17 protein-coding genes, 1 tRNA gene and 2 pseudogenes are annotated in these 17,293 nt (G+C 65.8%); 8 read left to right on the top strand and 12 right to left on the bottom strand.

Features of this window, described 5'->3' with window-relative positions:
* Positions 1–6: 6 nt before the first annotated feature.
* The gene (locus MYCSP_RS07970) at positions 7–738 is read right to left on the bottom strand and encodes a VIT1/CCC1 transporter family protein (RefSeq protein WP_088413541.1); all 732 of its coding nucleotides are present in this window, start codon (positions 736–738) and stop codon (positions 7–9) included.
* Positions 739–797: 59 nt separating this feature from the next.
* On the opposite strand from MYCSP_RS07970, the gene MYCSP_RS07965 reads away from it, so the two are divergent.
* Complete coding sequence (locus tag MYCSP_RS07965) at positions 798–1,511, top strand: DUF5642 family protein (RefSeq protein WP_083014045.1); 714 nt, start codon at positions 798–800, stop codon at positions 1,509–1,511.
* Here the strand turns inward: MYCSP_RS07965 and MYCSP_RS23065 are convergent.
* The 4 genes from MYCSP_RS23065 to MYCSP_RS07950 all read right to left on the bottom strand — a co-directional run bounded on the left by MYCSP_RS23065 (position 1,501) and on the right by MYCSP_RS07950 (position 3,044).
* Positions 1,501–1,767, bottom strand: a complete 267-nt coding sequence (locus MYCSP_RS23065; RefSeq protein ID WP_157886162.1) for a hypothetical protein — start codon at positions 1,765–1,767, stop codon at positions 1,501–1,503. The genes MYCSP_RS07965 and MYCSP_RS23065 overlap by 11 nt on opposite strands.
* Positions 1,768–1,799: 32 nt before the next feature.
* Complete coding sequence (locus MYCSP_RS07960) at positions 1,800–2,003, bottom strand: hypothetical protein (protein ID WP_070911092.1); 204 nt, start codon at positions 2,001–2,003, stop codon at positions 1,800–1,802.
* A gap of 94 nt (positions 2,004–2,097) precedes the next feature.
* Positions 2,098–2,565: a hypothetical protein gene (locus tag MYCSP_RS07955; RefSeq protein ID WP_133054119.1), complete on the bottom strand. Its 468-nt coding sequence runs from the start codon at positions 2,563–2,565 to the stop codon at positions 2,098–2,100.
* A gap of 41 nt (positions 2,566–2,606) precedes the next feature.
* Positions 2,607–3,044: a VOC family protein gene (locus MYCSP_RS07950; RefSeq protein WP_083014047.1), complete on the bottom strand. Its 438-nt coding sequence runs from the start codon at positions 3,042–3,044 to the stop codon at positions 2,607–2,609.
* On the opposite strand from MYCSP_RS07950, the pseudogene MYCSP_RS07945 reads away from it, so the two are divergent.
* A pseudogene (locus MYCSP_RS07945) lies at positions 3,037–3,311 on the top strand (DUF2628 domain-containing protein); the annotation flags it as partial. The gene MYCSP_RS07950 and the pseudogene MYCSP_RS07945 sit on opposite strands and share 8 nt — an antisense overlap.
* Positions 3,312–3,335: 24 nt before the next feature.
* Here MYCSP_RS07945 and MYCSP_RS07940 read toward each other — a convergent pair.
* Positions 3,336–3,554 carry a cold-shock protein gene (locus MYCSP_RS07940; protein WP_157886161.1) on the bottom strand — a complete coding sequence of 73 codons (219 nt, stop codon included), beginning with the start codon at positions 3,552–3,554 and terminating at the stop codon, positions 3,336–3,338.
* An 807-nt stretch (positions 3,555–4,361) separates the two neighbouring features.
* On the opposite strand from MYCSP_RS07940, the pseudogene MYCSP_RS07930 reads away from it, so the two are divergent.
* Both MYCSP_RS07930 and MYCSP_RS07925 read left to right on the top strand, forming a co-directional pair.
* Positions 4,362–4,779 (top strand): annotated as a pseudogene (locus MYCSP_RS07930) (LppU/SCO3897 family protein); the annotation flags it as partial.
* Positions 4,780–4,867: 88 nt separating this feature from the next.
* Positions 4,868–5,104 (top strand): hypothetical protein, encoded by a 237-nt coding sequence (locus tag MYCSP_RS07925; RefSeq protein ID WP_088413539.1) that lies wholly within the window; start codon positions 4,868–4,870, stop codon positions 5,102–5,104.
* Positions 5,105–5,795: 691 nt separating this feature from the next.
* On the opposite strand, the gene MYCSP_RS07920 is transcribed toward MYCSP_RS07925, so the two are convergent.
* A tRNA-Asn gene (locus MYCSP_RS07920) sits at positions 5,796–5,868 on the bottom strand.
* Positions 5,869–6,090: 222 nt separating this feature from the next.
* Here MYCSP_RS07920 and MYCSP_RS07915 point away from each other — a divergent pair.
* Entirely contained in the window at positions 6,091–6,339 is a 249-nt protein-coding gene (locus tag MYCSP_RS07915) for a hypothetical protein (protein ID WP_030095233.1), read from the top strand.
* 1 nt (position 6,340) lies between these two features.
* Here the strand turns inward: MYCSP_RS07915 and dnaG are convergent, their stop codons facing one another.
* Entirely contained in the window at positions 6,341–8,242 is a 1,902-nt protein-coding gene (dnaG, locus tag MYCSP_RS07910) for a DNA primase (RefSeq protein WP_088413538.1), read from the bottom strand.
* 20 nt (positions 8,243–8,262) lie between these two features.
* Positions 8,263–9,546, bottom strand: a complete 1,284-nt coding sequence (locus MYCSP_RS07905; RefSeq protein ID WP_088413537.1) for a deoxyguanosinetriphosphate triphosphohydrolase — start codon at positions 9,544–9,546, stop codon at positions 8,263–8,265.
* 59 nt (positions 9,547–9,605) lie between these two features.
* On the opposite strand from MYCSP_RS07905, the gene MYCSP_RS07900 reads away from it, so the two are divergent.
* The 3 genes from MYCSP_RS07900 (at position 9,606) to MYCSP_RS07890 (ending at position 13,457) form a co-directional block, all read left to right on the top strand.
* On the top strand, positions 9,606–11,639 hold the full coding sequence (locus tag MYCSP_RS07900; protein ID WP_088413536.1) for a TPM domain-containing protein: 2,034 nt from the start codon (positions 9,606–9,608) through the stop codon (positions 11,637–11,639).
* Between the two features lie 66 nt (positions 11,640–11,705).
* Positions 11,706–12,386 carry a GntR family transcriptional regulator gene (locus tag MYCSP_RS07895; RefSeq protein WP_088413535.1) on the top strand — a complete coding sequence of 227 codons (681 nt, stop codon included), beginning with the start codon at positions 11,706–11,708 and terminating at the stop codon, positions 12,384–12,386.
* Positions 12,387–12,434: 48 nt separating this feature from the next.
* Entirely contained in the window at positions 12,435–13,457 is a 1,023-nt protein-coding gene (locus MYCSP_RS07890) for a 1-aminocyclopropane-1-carboxylate deaminase (protein ID WP_088413534.1), read from the top strand.
* Here the strand turns inward: MYCSP_RS07890 and MYCSP_RS07885 are convergent.
* From MYCSP_RS07885 to MYCSP_RS07875, 3 genes are all read right to left on the bottom strand, one after another.
* Positions 13,454–14,848, bottom strand: coding sequence for an aspartate aminotransferase family protein (locus MYCSP_RS07885; RefSeq protein WP_083014056.1), 1,395 nt, complete (start codon positions 14,846–14,848; stop codon positions 13,454–13,456). The genes MYCSP_RS07890 and MYCSP_RS07885 overlap by 4 nt on opposite strands.
* 13 nt (positions 14,849–14,861) lie before the next feature.
* Positions 14,862–16,295 carry a glycine--tRNA ligase gene (locus tag MYCSP_RS07880; protein ID WP_088413533.1) on the bottom strand — a complete coding sequence of 478 codons (1,434 nt, stop codon included), beginning with the start codon at positions 16,293–16,295 and terminating at the stop codon, positions 14,862–14,864.
* Between the two features lie 100 nt (positions 16,296–16,395).
* Entirely contained in the window at positions 16,396–17,292 is an 897-nt protein-coding gene (locus MYCSP_RS07875) for a metal-dependent hydrolase (RefSeq protein ID WP_088413532.1), read from the bottom strand.
* Position 17,293 lies beyond the last annotated feature (1 nt).

Raw genomic sequence — 17,293 nt, 5'->3', positions numbered from 1 at the left:
GGGGCACTAATTCACCGCGACGCCGATCACATGGCCTATCAGGTAGGTGGCACCGATAGCGATGGCGCCAAAGGCCAACTGTCGCACGGCACTTATCCACGGGGCCCGCGCGGTGAAGCGCCCAGCGACCCATCCTGCGATGAGCAGGCCCACGCCGCCGCAGATCAGCCCGGCCCATAGTGACGCGAAGCCCAGCAGGAACGGGATCAGCGGCACCACGGCGCCCACCGAGAATGTCAGGAACGAGGAGATGGCGGCCACCCACGGCGACGGGGTGTCGTTGGGATTGACGCCGAGCTCGCGGGTGAGGTGAATCGTCACCGCGGTGTTCTCGTCCCGATGGATCTCGTCGGCCGCGGCAGCCGCGGTCTGCGGCGAGAGGCCGATGTCGCCGAGCATGCCGATGAGCTCCTGCTTCTCGGCGTCCGGATGCAGCTGGATCGCGCGACGCTCCACGCTCGCCTCGTGCTCGATCTGCGAGTTGGACGTCGATACCGACGTGAATTCCCCGAGCGCCATCGAGAACGCACCCGCCACCAGACTGGCCGCGCCGGTCAGCACGATGGCGTGCGCGTCGAGCCCGCTGGCACCCACACCGGCGACCAGAGCCGTGTTGGTAACCAGGCCGTCCATGGCGCCGAACGTGGCCGCACGCAACCATCCCCCGGACACGTCTGGGTGCGTGTGGTCAAATTCATGCGGTAGTTCGGCAGATCCCGTAGAGCCGTCGATTGCCACGATGATTGAATCTACTTCCAGGTTGCTGAAAACGCACTGCTCAGAGGGGAATTACCGACATGAATCGTTCGCTTACCGTTTTCGGCACCGTCGTATTGACCGGCGGACTGTTGCTGGCGTGTTCGAACAACGACAAGAAGGACGAGTCCGCGGACACGTCGGTCAGCAGCGCCACCAGCTCTGCGGCCCCGGCCAGCAGCATCGACATCGCCAAGATCGACACCATCAAGGACCAGTTCCCCGCCGGGTACACCGTCGAGGTGCAGCCCAAGACGACGGTCACCCAGGAGATGCTCGACCAGATGAAGGGCATCTTCGACAAGGCCACCTTCACGCCGCAGGAATGCGCCGACAAGATGTTGGGCGCCTTCCCGCAGGTGACCGGGACGTCGATGCAGGGCATCACCGGAGCCAAGGGCGGCGCCGATCCGCTGTCCAAGACGATGATCATCGCCGCGGCGATGGAGACTGTGAACCCGATTCCCGCCGACACCACGGGCGGCGCGTGCGACAAGTTCACCATTTCGATCGCCGGCATGGCCGAGGGCACCGGCGAGAAGATCGACGCGCCCGCCATCGACGGAGTGACGACGAGCGGGACCTCGACCAGTATCAAGATCAGCGCGCCCGGCATGGAGAAGGAAATGGCGCAGGTCGCCTACTCCGCGCAGCTCGACGATCACCACGCCGTGTCGGTGTCGGGCATGGGTGAGGTCGACCGTAACGAGCTGTCCGACGTCTTCGTGAAGGCCGTCAACGCCGTCAAGGGATAGGACGTATCGGGATGCCCGCCCCCGCTAAGGGCGGGTATCCCGGAGCTCCCCAGTACGCACCGGGTGGGTAATAGCCGTAGCCGTACCAGGCCGAGCTGGGCACACCCTCGCATTTGGAGGTGGTTCCGGCCGACGCGCATACGGTCGCGTGGGCGGTGCCCGCTGCCGGGCTGGGCAAGATCATTGGCGCTGAAGCCAGAGCTGCCGCGACAAGTGCGGAGCCGAGAATTCGCGCCACTTTGCGTGGTCGCTTCATGCCTCCAGGATAGTCCCGCTGCGGCTTGGGATTTAGAGATCCGCGAGCTCCTCCAGGGACCGGAAATCGACCACACGCTCCTCGATCTCCCGCAGCGGCATCGATTGGCGTCTGCCGCCCTTCACGGGTTCCACCTCGGCGTACTGAAACGGTGCCCAACGCACGGCCTTGACGACATAGGTGGTGAGACGGCCGCCCACCAATCGCTCGAACGTACTTCCGGCTACGACGGTCATGCGCCCGCTCCTTGCCTCGTCACCAGTTGTTCGGGTGGTGCACGCTCGGATACCCGACATTGTCGGGAGATAAACGCGCGTCGCGGGGTGCCGGCTAGCTCGGCTGGTCCACGCCCACGGTGATGGACTTGGTGCCGCACCGAAGGGTCAAGGAGCGCATGATCGCGCCGGGAAGCACCTCGAAGGCGACGGTGAACGTCTCCTGATCCCCGGCGAGGACGTCGACAGGATTGCCCAAAAGTTCATGGATCTTCGGTAGGGGCACGACAGGCCCCTCCGAGGTGGCTAACGATTGGTCGGTGACATTGAATGCGCTCGACTTCTCGGCGCCGTTGTTGGTGACCACGATCGAGAACGCCGCCCAATACCCGGTTGGTCGCGGCAGCGAACCGTGCGAGGTCAGCATCGGCACCATGTTTCCGAGGCGGACCATCTCCTGGACCTTGCAGACCAACGGGCCGTCGCTCACCTCGGTTTCCATCGGCGGAAGCTCGGGGGCGCGTGAGCACGAAACAAGCGCGCAGGCCATCAAGACCACGCCCACACGCACTGCGCTCCTCACCGGATGAAGTATGACTCGCATCGGCGGCAGAGCAAGTCCGGTCAGCCCTTCTGCAGCTCCTCGGCGAGCATCACGATGATGCCGCTGGGGCCGCGAACGTACGTGAGTTTGTAGATGTCTTCGTAGGTCGCGACGCCTCGAAGTGGATGACAGCCGTGCTTCGCGGCTATCTCAAGGGCTTGGTCGATGTCATCGACTGAGAAGGCGACACGATGCATGCCAATCTCGTTGGGACGAGTGGGATTCGACTCGATTGCTTCGGGATGGATGTACTCGAACAGTTCGAGGCGGCCATGACCGTCCGGTGTTTGGAGCATCGCGATGTTCGCGTGGTTGCCATCGAGGCCCACGGCCGTCTCGGTCCACTCGCCGCTGACCGTGGCGCGGCCGACGACCGTGAGACCGAGGTCGGTGAAAAACGCGATAGTCGCTTCGAGGTCGCGCACGGCGATCCCAACGTTCTCGAGCTTGATGGCCATGCGCCGGATGCTACCGAGAAGGTATCGGCAGCGAGACCGGACAAGGCTGCCAGCTCTGTTCTTTGGGCCGATCTACTTCGCCGTCAAAGGCATGTGGCGTAAAGCCATAACCGTGATGCTGTTTGGTTTATTTCTAGGAGTGATCCTTGCGGGCCCTGCCTATTACCGTCACCGGGTGGTGGGCAGCCGATCATGGAATCCTTCGATGGGATCGGATGGCGCTTCAGTCGCGAGATGCGCGAAGATTGGGCGCTACGTCGCAAGTAGGTCGCACAAGTCAGTCGGCGCGAGTCAGAGCTGACGCACGCGTGTTGCGACGAACTGGAAGCTGTCCTGCTGCCTCTTCTCATAGTCGAACTCAACGCCCTCCCCTTCACTGAGCATCCGAAAGCCCTCGCCCTCAATCGCCGTGTAGTGCGCGAAGGCGTCCAGCCCGTCGGGCAGCTCAGGTGACGTGATCGCACCCCAGCCTTTCTCGGGCTTGAAGAACTTCACGATGCCTTGCGCCATATCGCCTAGCATTGCCGCCGCCGTCCATCGCATCAAGCTAGCCGCGGTCCCCCAGTCCTGGCTTGTAGTCGTTGCACGACTGGCACGCAGGTTGTTTGGATCGAAGCGAGATCGGGCCGGCGCGAGGTGTCGTGTTGCATGCCGTCGTTCACACAAGTCATCGCCCGCACAGCCGCAGCTGCTCCCCGCTAATCAACTGGTTGGTGTCTGGCGTGCGGCCCCGGAGAGCGATTGCGGTCCCGGCGATGTAACCCTGCCCTTGGACTGCAGGGTTTCCCGATTCGTAGTACACGAATAAATCTGGAGTCCAGGTCCGGCCCTCGGAGGTGTAGTACGGCAAGCCCGCTCTACATTTCACGGTGACGTGAGTACCCGAAGCCAAAGTCCACGACCGTTGCCTTGGCGGCTCGGTAGACGAAGACTCATCGCTGAATCTGGGCTCGTTATAGACCGGCTGCTCTCCACCGATAACGGCGTCGACATCGGAGAAAGGCGCGGGCACGAGGCCGCCAATGTAAATCGTTGCGACCGTAGTTGGGGAGGCGACTCCAACGGCCTCATCACGAGAGACCGGAGCCTCGTTTCTCTCGGGACGATCCCGGACGTAGACGACGAAAAACGCAAGCAACAGCGCGCCCGCAAGGACTAATAAACCCAGCTTTCTCATAGCTCTCCCTGCTGGCAGCAAAGCTCCGATTGCGCAACGGTATCGCGGTTTTCCCCAGGTCACAAGCGTCAGACTCATGTTGCGCCGTACCGGAAGCTATCCTGGCGCCTCGACCGTATGCGGGACTGGCCTCGGTCCTCGAGGCGCCGGTGGGTGGGTGCGTGAATTTGGGCGGCGAGCTGGTGAATGCCGCACTGAACGGTGGTGGATTGTGGTTCGGACCGAAATACCTACCGGGTCGTTCAGCGTGTGAATGTTCCGAAAGAATGCGGGGATGCCGACCACTCGGTCTACGCCAACTCCGCGGCCACCTGCCAGTACACCGCATGTCTAGACCTGGCATGGGACACATCGTCGTGCATCAGCGTGGCCCAGCCTGTAACCAAGGTTGCCTGCACCGACACCGATGCACCCAAACGCATCAGGCCAATCGAGATCATCTTGGACACTACCACTTTGGACGGCTGCGCCGAGGGCGGCTACAAGCATCCGCAGCGTCGGTTCACGATCTGCACGGAGACCCCAGAAGTAGCCTGTCGTTTGTGGCAGGTGGCGTAGATCAGAGGCGTTGGTCCGCGGACGAGTTGGCGGTGGCGTTGGATCGGACTATCTGGCGCTGCGGGGGACGAGACGAGCGAGGGGTGACGTGAAAAGAACTGCCATCATCACGGGTATTGTCGGCGCGCTGCTCATCGCCGTGCTCGCGGCGCCGATCAGGGTGGTATGCCCGAACGGGCCATGCTCCACAGCGCCCGATACGCAGGGCAACGTTCACCGGTACTACGAGCTGAAGCCGCTAGGCGCGATGCTGATCGAGGAGGTGACCGGCGTCCCGGTCACGATTCACTACGCGTCGGGACAGGACGTCGAGTCACCCAGCTAGATTCCCAGGCTGCCCACTGTGAGCGCGTGCGGCCAGCCACCTTCGCGGACTTCCCTGCTATCTTGGTTTCGTCGGCATCTTGGCCGACCTGCACCGGCCGCGCCACGATACGGCGTTGCATATGAACACTTTCCATGAAAGGGCACGAGCCCTATTCCAGCGGTGAACCCGCACCGCATCCGCCGGCCCCGCCAAGATGGCGCCGCCCTGCGATATCTCAACCAATGGCGCCAACACGTAGAGCGAACAGAGAAACGAGTACGCGAAGGCGGCCATGAACGTACCGGCTTCTGCCCATGGTGTGACGGTCTCATTCTTGACGACGCTCGCGACCGGCTCGAATCACTCATGCACCGCGGCGGTCGCCGTGCACACCGGCTCCGGCTGGCGGTTGCCGAACTCGACGAACGCTTCCGAGAAGTGACCATCGAAGGCGAAGCTTGGCGATCAGCACCATGGTGGCATCGACGCGAACCCCGGGGTTGAGGATTCAAGCCAGCGACGGGTCCGCGAATCGCCGCCTTGGCCGCCACCGGGCAAAGCACCGAGCCGGATAATGGCCGCTCAGTCGTGTGCGCTGGCGTGGAGTCGCGTGGAGACTCCTAGACGCGGTGCGGAATCGCTGTTGGCCGGTGAACGCAAAACTCCGCCTCCATGAGGAGACGGAGTTCGAGGCGTAGAACCTGCTGCGCTCCCCCGCTTGGACTCGAACCAAGAACCGTCCGATTAACAGTCGGAAGCTCTGCCAATTGAGCTACAGGGGATTACCGGTTCGCGTTGTTTGTACCGCGAGCCGAGGCATGACTCTAGCCTACGACCGGGGGTGAAAGCCAAGTCGGTTCCCCTCGGTGCCCGCCTACGAGCGACAAAAACGGTGGGCATCGTGGGTTGTCGCTCAGAGGCGGGCAGATGTGACCGTCCTGACGCAGCCGTTCACAGGAGCGTCAGGCAGGATAGGGAGAACTTCGTTAGTTGGTGGAGGGTTCGTGATTCGGGTTTTGTTGGTGCTGGCAGCCGGCTACGTGCTGGGTGCGAAGGCTGGCCGCCGCCGATACGAGCAGATCGTCAATGGGTATCAGGCCGTCACCGGCAGCCCCGCGACCAAGAAGCTGATCGAGATCAGCCGACGGCGCCTGGCCAACTCGCTGTCCCCTGACCCGCACATGGTGGAGCTCACACCGATCGACGAGACGACCATGATCCTGGAGCCCGAGCCTCAGCTCGACAACAAGTAGGTCAGACGGACAGATCGTCCCCGCTGACCTGTTCCAGCAGACTGCGCCGGTACGCCTCCAGCGCCACCAGATCGCCGAACAACGCGTGGTACTCGTCGGCGTGCTCCACCGGTGACATCCGCTGCAGCTTGGACTTAACCTCGGCCACCTGCCGCCCGACCCACACCTCTTGCAACTTGGCCAGCACCGACCCGATGTACCGGGGCAGCCGCTCGTCGCTGTCCACCTGGATCACCTCGGCGGTCAGCGCGTTGATCAACGTCACCTGGTTCTGCGACGACGCGCTCTGACGCACCTTCTCGATCCACTCCGCACCGACGATCCCCGCCGCAGTGCCGCCGGCCGCCTCGATCGCGGTGCGCACCGCCACGTATCCGGGGTGGGTGAAGCTGTCGGTAGTCAGCGAGTCGAACACCGGTCCGGCGAACGCCGGGAACTGCAGTGCCGCCTTGAGCGCCTCGCGCTGCGGCCACAGCGTCGGATCCTTGGGGTCGGGCATGCTGACCTTCGGCGCCGCGGGCTCGGTCCCACGGGGACGACGGTCGGTCGCCACCGCACCGCCCTTGGCGGCCTTACCAGCCTCCTCACGCACCCGCGCGAGCACCTGCGCCACATCGTCCCAACCGACCCATCCGGCGAGCTGACGGGCGTACTCGTCGCGCAGCGTGGGGTCCTTGATCTTGGCGACCATCGGCACGCACCGGCGCAGCGCGTCCACGCGCCCCTCGGCGATCTCCAGGTCCGACTCGGCCAGTGCACTGCGGATCGCGAACGCGAAAAGCGGGATGCGCCGCGCCACCAGATCCCGCAACGCCCCCTCCCCCGACTTGAGGCGCAGATCGCACGGATCCATCCCGTCCGGGGCCACCGCCACGAACGACTGCCCCGCCAGGTTCTGCTCTCCCTCAAAGGCTTTCAGCGCGGCGGCCTGGCCGGCGGCATCGCCGTCGAACACGTAGATGAGCTCGCCACGGAAGTACGAGTCGTCCATCATCAGGCGGCGCAGCATCGAGAGGTGCTCGTCGCCGAAGGCCGTACCGCAGGAGGCCACCGCGGTCGTCACACCCGCCAGGTGCATGGCCATCACATCGGTGTAGCCCTCGACGACCACGGCCTGGTGCCCCTTGGCGATGTCCCGGCGGGCCATATCGAGACCGAACAGCACCGAAGACTTCTTGTACAGCATGGTTTCCGGGGTGTTGACGTACTTGCCGGGCATGGTGTCGTCGTCGAAGATCTTGCGCGCACCGAAGCCGATCACCTCGCCGCTACTGGCACGGATCGGCCACAGCAGCCGCCGGTGGAACCGGTCTATCGGACCGCGGCGGCCCTCCTTCGACAGACCCGCCGCCTCGAGCTCCTTGAACTCGAAACCCTTGCGCATCAAGTGCTTTGTCAGGGTGTCCCACCCCGACGGCGCGTATCCGCACCCATATTGTTTGGCAGCCGCGCCGTCGAAGTTGCGCTCGGTCAGGTACTGACGCGCCGGTGCCGCCTCGGGTGAATCGAGTGCGGCGGCGTAGAACTCCTGCGCCGCGGCGTTAGCGGCCACGAGCCGCGCCCGGGTACCACGGTCACGCTGCGCGGCGGTGCCGCCACCCTCGTAGTTGATGGTGTAGCCGATGCGATCAGCCAACCGCTCGACAGCCTCCACGAACGTGATGTGTTCGATCTTCTGGATGAAGGTGTAGGCGTCACCGCCCTCGCCGCAGCCGAAGCAGTGGAAATGCCCGTGGTTGGGCCGCACATGGAACGACGGCGACTTCTCGTCGTGGAACGGGCACAGGCCCTTGAGCGAGTCGGCACCCGCCCGTTTGAGCTGGACGTAGTCGCCGACGATGTCCTCGATCCGGGTGCGCTCACGAATCGCCGCGATATCGCGATCAGGGATGCGTCCGGCCATTTGGGTCAGTCTATGCCGCCCTACCCCCAGCTGGCCTGAACACCCAGGCTATCGCGGTCCACCCGCTCCAACCGGCTCTCGGTGTAGGACGCGATCTGGTCGATGACCACGCGGGTGCGGGCCGCGGCGTCGACGGCATCCTTGTACGCGGGCAGGAACACCGGGTCCAGGGTGGCCGGGGCCCCTTCGGCCAGCCAGCGCGCCACCCGGTGAATGCGTTCACGCTGCCGGGCCTGTACCGCAATATGCTTCGGATCGGACATGATGAACTGCAGCGCAAGCATTTTCAGCACCGCCACCTCGGCGGCCACCACCTCGGGCACGGTCAACTCGGCCTCGAACCGGACCAGCGGCCCGTCCCCGGCAACCTTTCGGGTGGCCCCGATCGCCGCGGAGGCGAACCGGCCCACCAACTCACTGGTCAACCGCTTGAGGTCGGCCGAGGCCCCCAGGGTGCCGTCGTAGGGGCCGATGGCCGCGACCACCGGCAGCGTGGCCAAGCGTGCCGCTGCCTCCTCCAGCGCGCCCTGCTCCAGCCCGCCGAAGGACTGCACGCCCAGCTCCGCGAGCACCTGGGCCTCCCCCGGCGAGGCCAGCACCCGCAGGTCGATGCGTCCGGAGATCACGCCGTCCTCGACGTCGTGCACCGAGTAGGCGACGTCGTCGGACCAGTCCATGATCTGCGCTTCCAGGCACCGGCGCCGCGGCGGAGCGCCGTGGCGCACCCAGGTCAACGCGTCCACTTCATCGTCGTAGGCGCCGAACTTTCCGCCACCCGGCGGACGCAGCCACGGGTACTTCGTCGCCGCATCCAGCGCTGCCCGCGTCAGGTTCAGCCCGGCACTGTTGCCGTCCGCGTCAACCACTTTGGGTTCCAGCCGGGTGAGGATGCGTAGGTTCTGGGCATTGCCCTCGAAGCCGCCGCAGTCGACGGCCACTTCGTCGAGCGCGCGCTCCCCGTTGTGTCCGTACGGCGGATGACCGATGTCATGCGCCAGGCCCGCCAGGTCCACCAGATCGGGGTCGGCGCCCAGGCCGGTGGCGATGCCGCGCCCGATCTGCGCCACCTCCACCGAGTGGGTCAGCCGGGTGCGCGGCGTGTCGCCCTCGCGCGGGCCCACCACCTGAGTCTTGTCGGCCAGACGCCGGAAGGCGGCGCTGTGCAGGACGCGTGCGCGGTCGCGCGCGAAGTCGGTCCGGTACTCCGTCAAAGAAGCAGCCGGGATGTCCATCATCGCCGTCTTGGGTGTTTCGGTGACGACGCGTTCACGGTCGGAATCGGTGTAGGCATCCTTTTTGCGCATCGTAGGCACAGTCTGCCAGGACGGTTCCCCGCGCCTCGCGAGGCATTAGATTGGCGACCATGCGTCTGCTGCGTGCCCTCGGGGGTCTGCTGGGAGTCCTGATCGCGGTGTTCACGGTGTTTGCCCCGACACTGCTGTTGGCCCCGGCGGCGAGCGCCGACCCGCCCTTCCGGGTTCCGAGCTATGTCACCGATCGCGCCGGGGCGCTCAAGAACCCGTCGCGGGTGCGTGCCGCCATCGACCAGCTCTACGAGACGCAGCACGTGCGGCTGTGGGTGGTGTTCGTCAAAGACTTCGGGAACACCGGCGCCGCGGCCTGGGCCGAGCAGACCATGAAGGCAAGCAATTTCGGCGACCGCGACGCCCTGCTGGCGGTGGCCACCGAGGACCGCGCCTACTCCTTCCAGCTCCCGTCGAACATCCAGAATGTCACCGACTCCGAGGTCGACGACCTGCGGTCCAACACCATCGAACCGGCCCTGCGGAAGGAAGATTGGGACGGCGCCGCCATCAAGACCGCCAACGGTCTGGAGGACGCGATCGCCTCGACATTCGCCGTACCGTGGAAGCCCATCCTGGGCGCGCTGGCGTTCGGCGGCATCATCGTCGGGGCCTTCGTGCTGTATTCGTGGTTCCGCAACCGGGCACGACGGCGCGCCGAGGTCGAGGCCGCCAAGGGCATCGACCCGTCCGACGCCCAGGCGCTGGCCGCCCAATCGGTCGACGCGCTCGACGAGCTGTCGAAATCGATTGTGGTGAATGTCGACAACGCGGTGCGCACCAGTGAGGCCGAGCTCGCGCTGGCGGTCGAGGAGTTCGGCACCGAGCAGACGACGCCGTTCCGCCAGGCCGTGGAGTCGGCGAAAGCGACGTTGGCGCAGTCCTTCTCCGTGCGCAAGCAGCTCGACGACGCCATCCCCGAGACGCCGATGGAACAGCGGCGGCTGCTGATCGAGGTGATCACCTCCGCCACGCGCGCCGACCGCACCCTCGACGAGCAGTCCACGGCCTTCGACGGTCTGCGCAACCTGGTGATCAACGCACCCGACCGGCTCAACGCGCTCACCCAACAGGTGGTGGCGATCTCCGCACGGGTGCCCGAATCCGAAAAGATCCTGGCCCAGTTGCGCACCGAATTCGACGGCGCGGCGCTGGCCCCGATCGCCGAAAACATCACCGAGGCCAACGAGCGCGTCCGCTTCGCGGATTCGCGGATCACGCATGGGCGGGAACTGGCGGCCCGTCCGATGGAGGGCCAGCAGATGAGCCTCGTGGACGCGGTGCGCGGGGCCGAGTCGGCGCTCAACCAGGCCACCGCGCTGCTCGACGCGGTGGACAACGCCGCCAACAACATTCGGCACGCCACCGACGCCCTGCCGGCGGCGATCGCGGACACCAAGTCGGGCATCGCTCACGCCGAGGAACTGCAAAAACAGGCCGCCGTGCCGTATGCCAAGGAGCTGGCACAGGCGCACGATGCCGCTGTGTCGGCGGTCGCCGACGCCGAGCGCGTGGGAGCCACCGATCCCCTGACGGCGTTCGGCCACCTCTCGAAGGCCGACGCCGAGCTGGACAAGCTGCTGGCGGCCGTGCAGCAGGAGCAGGCCGCCGCCGAACGCCGGGCCCGGGCGCTGGCACAAGCCATCGGCAACGCCCGCCAGAAGGTGACCTCGGTGAGCCAGTACATCGGCCTGCATCGCGGTGCCATCGGCGCGGGGGCCCGGGGCGACATCGCCGAGGCGGAGCGCAGCATCGCCGCCGCCGAGGCCAGCCGCGAGTCGAATCCGTCGAACGCCATCTTGTGGGCCAACCGCGCCGCCGAGCTGGCCGCGCGCGCCGAAAGCGGCGCGATGCAAGAAGTCCGCGCGGCGCAGTCTTACTACAGCAACGGGTACGGCAACTATGGCGGATACAGCGTCGCCGGTGACGTGGCCGGCAATGTGGCGGGTGCGGTGATCGGCGGCATCCTGCGCGGCATGCTCAGCGGCGGATCGAGCCATCACAGTTCCTGGTCCGGGTCCGGGTCGTCCTCCTACGGCGGCTCATCCCGGTCTTCGGGAATCAGCTATCGCGGCGGAAGCGGCCGCTTCTAACAGGCGCATCACCCCGGCACGTCCGGGTACTTGACGATTCCTGCCGACCGATGTGCAATATATTGCATGCCAGTACCCCCGTCGGAAGGCGTCGTAGCGCGGTCTCTCCTGCGCGACGACGCATACAAGGCCCTGCGTAAGGCCATCGTGGACGGCACCCTGGCCCCCGGCGAGCGCCTGCGCGACGACGAACTGAGCCGGTGGCTCGGCGTGAGCCGAACCCCGATCCGCGAGGCCCTCGCCCGCCTGGAGCAGGCCGGTCTGGTGCAGACCCAGCCCGGTCGGCACACCATCGTCAGCCCCGTCGACGTCCGCGAGGCACGTGCGGCGCAGTCGGTCGCCGCCGCGATGCACGAGCTGGCTGTGCGGGAAGCCATCGCCAACATCTCCGCCGGTGATCTGGCCGCGATGCGCCACGCCAACACCCGCTTTGCCGCCGCGCTCGACGCCCACGACCCCGATGCCGCACTGGCCGCGGACGACGAGTTTCACACCGTCGCCGTCGAGGCCAGCGCCAACCCGTACATCGCCGCCGTACTCGAACAGGTCACCCCGGTGCTGCGCCGCCTGGAACGCATCCGGTTCTCCAGCCGCGACGGGCGCCACTCGGTGGCTCTGCACGAGCAGATCATCGCCCGGTGCGAGGCCGGTGACAGCGAGGGCGCCGGCCGCGCAACACGCGACAACTGGCACACCCTCATCCCCGCGCCCGAAGACGGCACGCAGGAAGAGCGCGGAGCCAGCTGAAACACGCTGTTCCACAACGATCTACCCGAACAACGCCAGGAGAGCGCCTTGTCGATACACGATTTTCCCCGCTACCCGCTGACCTTCGGGCCCAGCCCCATCCATCACCTGGAACGCCTGAGCCGACATCTCGGCGGCGCCCAGATCTGGGCCAAGCGGGAGGACTGCAACTCCGGGCTCGCCTTCGGCGGCAACAAGATACGCAAGCTGGAATACATCGTCCCGGACATTCTCGCCAGCGGCGCCGACACCCTGGTATCCATCGGCGGATATCAGTCCAACCACACCCGGCAGGTGGCCGCCGTCGCGGCGGTGCTGGGCATGCGATGCCACCTGGTGCAGGAACGCTGGGTGGACTGGGACGACCCCGTCAACGACAAGGTCGGCAACATCCTGCTGTCACGCATCATGGGCGCCCACACGCAGCTGGACCCGGCGGGCTTCGACATCGGCATCCGCCGGTCGTGGGAAGTCGCCCTGGCCGCCGTCGAAAACCGTGGCGGCAAGCCCTATCCCATCCCCGCAGGCGCATCTGAACACAAGTACGGCGGCTTGGGCTTCGCCAATTGGGCGTATGAAGTGGCCGCCCAGGAAGAACAACTGGGCGTCTTCTTCGACACCATCGTGGTGTGCACCGTCACCGGATCGACGCATGCCGGCATGATCGCGGGATTCGCCGCACTCGCCGATGCCGGGGGCCCACCGCGGCGGGTATTGGGCATCGACGCATCGGCCACCCTCCCGCAGACCCTCGACCAGGTCACCCGAATCGCGCGGCACACCGCGAGTCAGATCGGCCTCGAACGCGACCTGCGCCCCGACGAGATCACCGTGCTGGAGGGGTGGGCGGGCGAAAAGTACGGCGTGCCCGTCGAATCCACCACCGAAGCGATCCGGCTGTGCGGGCGGCTGGAGGCCATGATCACCGACCCGGTGTACGAGGGCAAGTCGATGGCAGGGCTGATCGACCTGGTTATCGACGGGACAATCGAGCCCGGCTCAACCGTGCTGTACGCCCATCTGGGTGGCCAGCCGGCACTGAACGCCTACAGCGGCGTCTTCACCGGCTAAACCGCGTACCCGTCGGCGACCTTGAGCGCCTCGTCGATGATCGCGAGCCCGCGCCGCAGATCCTCTTCGCTGATGATCAGCGGAGGCGCCACGTGCGTGCGGTTGAAGTGCGTGAACGGCCACAGGCCGTCCTTCTTGCACGCCGCCGCGAAGGCGTTCATCGGTCCGGCGGCCTCACCGCCGGCATTGAACGGCACCAACGGCTCGCGAGTTTCCTTGTCGCGCACCAGTTCCACGGCCCAGAACAATCCGCGGCCACGGATCTCGCCGACGCTCGGGTGCGTCTGCACCCAGCGCTCGAGCTCCGGACGCACCACGCGCTCGCCGAGATCGCGCACCCGCTCCAGGATCTTGTCGTCCTCGAACACCTTGATGGTCTCCACACCGACCGCGCAGGCCAACGGGTGACCGGAGTACGTCAGACCACCCGGGTACGGACGGTGATCGAAGCTGGTGGCGATCGCATCGGAGATCACCACACCACCGAGGGGCACGTAACCGGAGTTGATGCCCTTGGCGAAGGTGATGAGGTCCGGGGTGACGTCAAAGGCGTTGATGGCGAACCATTCTCCGAAACGCCCGAAGCCAACCATGACCTCGTCGGCGATGAACACCAGGCCGTAACGATCGCAGATCTCGCGGACCCCGGCCAGGTAACCCGGCGGGGGCACCAGCACACCGTTGGTGCCGACCACCGACTCCAGGATGATCGCGGCGATCGTGGGCGGGCCCTCCAGGTTGATGAGCTGCTCCAGATGCTCCAGCGCCCTTTGGGTTTCCTGCTCGGGCGAGGTGGAGTGGAACGCCGAACGGTAGGCGTACGGGCCGAAGAAGTGCACCACCGAGTTGTCGCCCGGGTCGTTGGCCCAGCGGCGCGGCTCACCGGTCAGCGACATCGAGGTGGTGGTGCCACCGTGGTAGCTGCGGTACGCGGCAAGCACCTTGCGACGGCCGGTGTGGTGACGCGCCATGCGCACGGCGTGCTCCACGGCCTCGGTGCCGCCGTTGGTGAAGAAGACCTTGTTCAGCGTTCCCGGGGCGCGCTCGGTCACCAGGCGGGCCAGCTCACCGCGCACGTCGTTGGCGAAGGCCGGTTGAATGGTGGCAAGCCTGTCGGCCTGACGCTTGATGGACTCGACCAGACGGGGATGCTGGTGTCCGAGATTGAGGTTCACCAGCTGCGAGCTGAAGTCCAGGTACTCCTTGCCGGTGTAATCCCAGAAGGTGGCGCCCGATCCCCCGGCGATGGGCAGTGGGTCGATCATGGCCTGCGCGGACCACGAGTGGAACACGTGTCCACGGTCGTCGGCACGGACCTGCGCCTCGGCCGCCGGCGCCTCGATGGGCGCGCTGGCGGGATCGATTCCGATGTGGTTCTGGACGTCAGTCATTTCTGCTCCTCGGCTAGCAGCCCTTGAGAGATTTGGCGAGATGATCGGCCACGCCGCCGATCGGAATACGCTGCTGGGTCATCTCGTCGCGGTCGCGAACGGTGACGGAGTCGTCTTCGAGCGAGTCGAAATCGACTGTGACGCAGAACGGGGTGCCGATCTCGTCCTGTCGACGATACCTGCGTCCGATGGCACCGGCGTCGTCGAAGTCGACATTCCAGCTCTGGCGCAGTTCGGCGGCCAGCGCTTTGGCGCGCGGGCTCAGGTCGGCGTTGCGCGAGAGCGGCAGCACCGCGACCTTGACCGGCGCCAGGCGCGGATCCAGGCGCAGCACGGTGCGCTTGTCCACCCCGCCCTTGGCGTTCGGGGCCTCGTCCTCGTGATACGAGTCGACCAGGAAGGCCATGAACGAGCGGGTGAGACCGGCCGCAGGCTCGATCACGTACGGGGTGTAGCGGCGATCCTCGGCTTGGTCGTAGTACGACAGGTCTTCACCGGAATGCTTGGCGTGCGTGGACAAGTCGAAGTCGGTGCGGTTCGCGATGCCCTCCAGCTCACCCCACGGGTTGCCGCTGAAACCGAACTTGTACTCGATGTCGACGGTGCCGTCGGAGTAGTGCGACAGCTTCTCTTTGGGGTGGTCGTACAGCCGCAGGTTCTCCGGGTCGATACCCAGATCCACGTACCACTGCAGCCGGGTGTCGATCCAGTACTTGTGCCACTCGGGCGCGGTCGACGGCTCGACGAAGAACTCCATTTCCATCTGCTCGAACTCGCGCGTGCGGAAGATGAAGTTGCCGGGCGTGATCTCGTTGCGGAAGCTCTTGCCGATCTGACCGATACCGAACGGTGGTTTCTGGCGCGACGTGGTGACGACGTTCTTGAAGTTGACGAAGATGCCCTGGGCCGTCTCGGGACGCAGGTAGTGCAGACCCTCTTCGGTCTCGATGGGACCCAGGTAGGTCTTGAGCATCATGTTGAAGTCGCGCGGCTCGGTCCACTGCCCCTTGTTGCCGCAGTCCGGGCAGACGATCTCGGTCATCGGGACCGACTCGGGATCGATGGGTTGTGCGTCTTTGGCCGCCTTGCGCTCCGCGTAGGCCTCCTGCAAGTGGTCCTGGCGGTGCCGCTTGTGACAGTTCAGGCACTCGACCAGCGGGTCGTTGAACACGTCGACGTGACCGGAGGCGACCCAGACCTGACGGGGCAGTATCACCGAGGAATCCAGGCCGACGACATCGTCGCGGCTGGTGACGACCGAGCGCCACCACTGCTTCTTGATGTTCTCCTTGAGCTCCACACCGAGCGGTCCGTAGTCCCACGCCGACTTGGTACCGCCGTAAATCTCACCGCAGGGGTACACGAGTCCCCGGCGCTTGGCGAGGTTGACGACGGCCTCGATATTGTTGACCGGCTTCCTATCGGCACTGTTCGGCTTGGCGGCCACGATCTGCTCAGGCTCCTCTTGAGATCCACAGGACTGCAGTAATTGACCTGAACAGCCTAAGGGCCGAAGAAAGAGCTTTTTACCTCGGTGGTCGCAGCAGCTACTTCAGATGGTCCAGCAGGATGCCCTCGGGACCGAAGTACTCCTGGCGCCACTTCTCGAGCAACGGGCCGTGGTCGATGTCGTCGGGGTGAAATCCCGGCTGCAGGTAGCACCGGATTTTGGCGCCGAGTCCGGCGAACAGCGGCGTGCGCGGCAAGGTCAGCACGCTGCGCAGGGTGCGCAGCGGGTGGCGCCACGCCCACGGATCGGTGGCGATCGAGGCCAGCAGGATCACCGTCCGGCTCAGGAACAGCGCCAGGGTCGCGATCATCGCCGCGATGCGCATCGGCTCGCCGCCACCGATGTAGCGGTACACGTCGAAGGCGACGGACTTGTGTTCCATCTCCTCGATGGCGTGCCAGTTGAGCATCGCGCGCACCTCGGGGTCGGTCAGCTGGTGCTGTATCCAGGGCACGCTGAGCACCTGCTCTCCGAGGATGGCCGTGAGGTGCTCCACGCCGGCGGTGATGGCCAGTGCGCACCGGGCGACGCTGTCCGGCAGCCGGTCCCGATGCTGTTTCATGCGCTTGACCAAACGCGCGCCCACCCGGTCCATGAGCCCGGTCGCCCAGTAGCCGCGGTGCACCAACTGCGTGTTCAGTTCGCGGTGCTGGATCCCGTGGGTCATCTCCTGCCCGATGAACCCGGCAACCTGCTTCTTGAGCACGGGGTCGGTGATCTGCCGGTCGTAGCGCCGCACCGACTGGATGAAGAACTCCTCACCGGACGGGAAGAAGCCCGACAAGAGTGCCACCAGATGGCTCATGGCGATGTCGTCGGCCACGAAATGCCGCCGCGAGGGCGCCGCCCCGTCGAATGTGAACGCGATGCGGCGGGTGTGCACCGCACGTCCGGCCGCAGAAGCCGGACGCGGCTGCGCGTTGTGCGTCGGCATC

The sequence above is a fragment of the Mycobacteroides saopaulense genome, from assembly GCF_001456355.1.
In the GTDB taxonomy this organism is placed as follows: domain Bacteria; phylum Actinomycetota; class Actinomycetes; order Mycobacteriales; family Mycobacteriaceae; genus Mycobacterium; species Mycobacterium saopaulense.
The sequence above is the reverse complement of the archived record's forward strand: the minus strand, read 5'-3'. Positions and strand labels throughout refer to the sequence as shown.

What these genes read in the sequence shown, in the direction of transcription:
- MYCSP_RS23065 (WP_157886162.1), bottom strand. Translation starts at nt 1,767, where the DNA reads ATGAAGCGACCACGCAAAGTGGCGCGAATTCTCGGCTCCGCACTTGTC.
- MYCSP_RS07940 (WP_157886161.1), bottom strand. Translation starts at nt 3,554, where the DNA reads ATGGCGCAAGGCATCGTGAAGTTCTTCAAGCCCGAGAAAGGCTGGGGT.
- MYCSP_RS07900 (WP_088413536.1), top strand. Translation starts at nt 9,606, where the DNA reads ATGCGTCTGCTGCGTGCCCTCGGGGGTCTGCTGGGAGTCCTGATCGCG.
- MYCSP_RS07950 (WP_083014047.1), bottom strand. Translation starts at nt 3,044, where the DNA reads ATGGCCATCAAGCTCGAGAACGTTGGGATCGCCGTGCGCGACCTCGAA.
- MYCSP_RS07885 (WP_083014056.1), bottom strand. Translation starts at nt 14,848, where the DNA reads ATGACTGACGTCCAGAACCACATCGGAATCGATCCCGCCAGCGCGCCC.
- MYCSP_RS07905 (WP_088413537.1), bottom strand. Translation starts at nt 9,546, where the DNA reads ATGCGCAAAAAGGATGCCTACACCGATTCCGACCGTGAACGCGTCGTC.
- MYCSP_RS07965 (WP_083014045.1), top strand. Translation starts at nt 798, where the DNA reads ATGAATCGTTCGCTTACCGTTTTCGGCACCGTCGTATTGACCGGCGGA.
- MYCSP_RS07960 (WP_070911092.1), bottom strand. Translation starts at nt 2,003, where the DNA reads ATGACCGTCGTAGCCGGAAGTACGTTCGAGCGATTGGTGGGCGGCCGT.
- MYCSP_RS07895 (WP_088413535.1), top strand. Translation starts at nt 11,706, where the DNA reads ATGCCAGTACCCCCGTCGGAAGGCGTCGTAGCGCGGTCTCTCCTGCGC.
- dnaG (WP_088413538.1), bottom strand. Translation starts at nt 8,242, where the DNA reads ATGGCCGGACGCATCCCTGATCGCGATATCGCGGCGATTCGTGAGCGC.
- MYCSP_RS07875 (WP_088413532.1), bottom strand. Translation starts at nt 17,292, where the DNA reads ATGCCGACGCACAACGCGCAGCCGCGTCCGGCTTCTGCGGCCGGACGT.